The sequence below is a fragment of the Armatimonas sp. genome, assembly GCF_043760365.1.
In the GTDB taxonomy this organism is placed as follows: Bacteria; Armatimonadota; Armatimonadia; order Armatimonadales; family Armatimonadaceae; genus Armatimonas.
In genome coordinates, this window is the sequence record NZ_JAYUPA010000966.1 from 1 (window position 1) to 2,788 (window position 2,788).

Below are 2,788 nucleotides of genomic sequence, written 5' to 3' on the forward strand. Positions count from 1 at the left end.
TCGGATGCGCCAGGTCTCAACCTATCTCTTCTTTTTTGTTCTCTTTTTGCTCACGTTTCTGTTTGTCACCACCGACGTGGTAAAAATCGGAGGCGGCGATGGGCAGATCAAAGTAAATGCGCCTCTTGTGCTAGGGCAAGTGGTCGGGATTATGGGCGCACTCGGGGCCGTGATCGCCAGCGCACTGGTAGGCACCGCGATCTACCGAGACTTTGAAGCCCAAGTCCATGAGCTATTCTTCACAACCCACCTGAGCCGTGCGGCTTACTTCTTCGGGCGCTTTTTCGGTGCACTGGTCGTCACTCTCTTTGTCTACTCGGGGCTACTTTTCGGGGTGCTTCTGGGCAGCCTAATGCCCTGGGTGGATAAAAACAGCCTCGGCGCGTTTCGTATCGAGAGCTACGTCAATGTCTTTCTAGTGATCCTGCTGCCCAATGTCCTCTTTCTCTCCGCGCTGTTCTTTGTCTTTGGCACGCTCACCCGCAGTCTGCTGGCGATCTACCTTCAGGGCGTTCTGGTGTTTGTCGGCTGGGCGGTTGCGCTGACCCTGATCCGTGCCGTGGACAATAAGCTCGTCGCCTCGCTCCTCGATCCCTTTGGCCTCGCAGCGACGAGTGTCGTCACACGCTATTGGACACTCGCGGAGAAAAATGCACAGCTTTTGCCTCTCACGGGTGCTCTGCTCTACAACCGCCTGCTCTGGGTCGGGCTGGGCATCGCCATTCTCGCAGTGGGCTTTCGACTCTTCCAGTTCTCGGCCCGCGCGAACCCACCCCGGCTCGTCCCGCGCCGACCCTCCCTTGAACCAAGGGAGGGTGCTGAGGGACGAGGTGGGTGGGTTCAGACAGGGCGGGGGTCAGGGGGGAATGTCTTCCCTGCCCTCCTGCGCTTCTACTTCCGTGACATTGTTCACAGTGTCCCGTTTCTGGTCATCGCTGCCGCAGGAATGTTGCTCCTCATCACCAACGCCTGGATGGCGGACAAGCTCCTTGAAAACACAATCTACCCCGTCACACGGGTCATGGTTGAGCAAGTCAGCGGCTCATTCATGCTGTTCTTTCTGATACTGATTACCTTCTACGCAGGGGAACTTTGCTGGCGCGAGCGCACGGTGAAGCTGGATCAGATCGCGGATGCCCTGCCCGTAACGACCTACACTGTCGCACTGGCAAAGTTTGTGGCGCTACTACTCGTACTCGCACTACTCACGTTGGGGCTCATCGTGGCGGGAATCGGGGTTCAGGCTGCCAAGGGTTACTTTCACTTCGAGCTCGGAATGTACATCGCGTATCTCTTCGGGACGGTCTACCCAGTTCTCGTGTGCCTAACGGCGCTTGCATTTTGCGTGCACACTGTCGTCAACCAGAAGTTTATGGGGCACACACTCGTCCTGGTGAGCTTTGTGGCGACGCAAGCGCTCCCAAGTATGGGGCTGGATCACAAGCTCACTCTTTTTGCCAGCACGCCGGAGGTCAAGCTCTCAGATATGAACGGCTTTGGGCCGTTTACGCTACCCGTCTTCTGGTTCACGCTGTATTGGCTACTTGCCTCAGCACTATTGGTCGTTCTCGCCATCAAGCTCTGGGTGCGCGGCAAAGACGATCACCTGGCGACACGCTGGCAGGTTGGGCAGCTCCCGGCGGCGGCAAAAACGACGGCGGTGACGTGCGCGGCGGGCTTTGTGGCCGTCGGGGGCTGGATCTTTGTGAACACTAATCTTCGGCACACCTACCGCTCCGAGAATGCGCAGACGAAACTTCAGGTGGAGTATGAGCGCAAGTACAAAGTACGCTACGAGAAATTGCCTCAGCCGCGTGTCACCGATGTCGAGATGGATGTCACCCTGTGGCCAGAGCGCGGCCAGTACGAGTCGAAAGGTGTCTTCACCCTCAAAAACAAAACCAACCAGCTCATACGAGAGCTCGTGATCCAAACCGCCCCGGAGCTTACCGTGAAAGCACTCACTCTCGGCGTTGTGGCGACGCCCGGAGTGACCGACAAAGACCGTGGATTCCGAACGCTCACACTTTCCCGGCCGCTGGCTCCGGGCGCGACAACGACGCTTGCCTTCACGCTAGCCTACGATAAAATCGGCTTCGCCAATGGCTCACCCAACACCAATATTGCGGCCAACGGCGCGTTTGTGACCATGCCCTGCCCGCAGATTGGCTACCAGGCAGACGGCGAGATCAGCGATGAGTCTGAGCGCCGTAAAGAGGGCCTTCCGCCCAAGCCACGCATGGCTCCCGCCACGAACGTCGCAGCGCGGCAGAACACCTACCTCGGCACGGACGCCGACTGGGTGAGCTTCGCCGCGACGGTGCGTACTGCGCCCGATCAGATCGCCATCGCGCCGGGCTACTTAGAAAAAGAGTGGAGCGAGAACGGACGGCGCTGCTTCCGCTACAAGATGGACGCGCCTATCCGCCAGTTCTTCACGTTCGTCTCGGCGCGCTACACCGTGAAAAAAGATACGTGGACGAGTAAAGATGGCAAGCGCGTGGCGCTGGAGATCTACTATCATCCCGGCCATGAGTACAACTTGGAGCGCATGATGGCGGGTGCCAAAGCAGCGCTCTCCTACTGCTCGGAGAACTTCAGCCCCTACCAGTTCCGCCAGATGCGCATCCTCGAGTTCCCCGCCTACCAGCAGTTCGCCCAGGCGTTCCCCAACACGGTGCCCTACTCCGAGGGAATTGGTTTTATCCTGAAAGTGGGACACGAAAAAGACGCACTGGATGTGCCGTTCTACATCACCGCGCACGAAGTGGCGCACCAGTGGTGGGCG

General features: G+C 58.6%; 1 protein-coding gene. It reads left to right on the forward strand.

Going from position 1 to position 2,788, the window contains the following annotated elements:
• The coding region (locus ACH2EH_RS24515) for a hypothetical protein (RefSeq protein WP_395145970.1) at positions 1-2,788 on the forward strand (2,788 nt) is incomplete at both ends.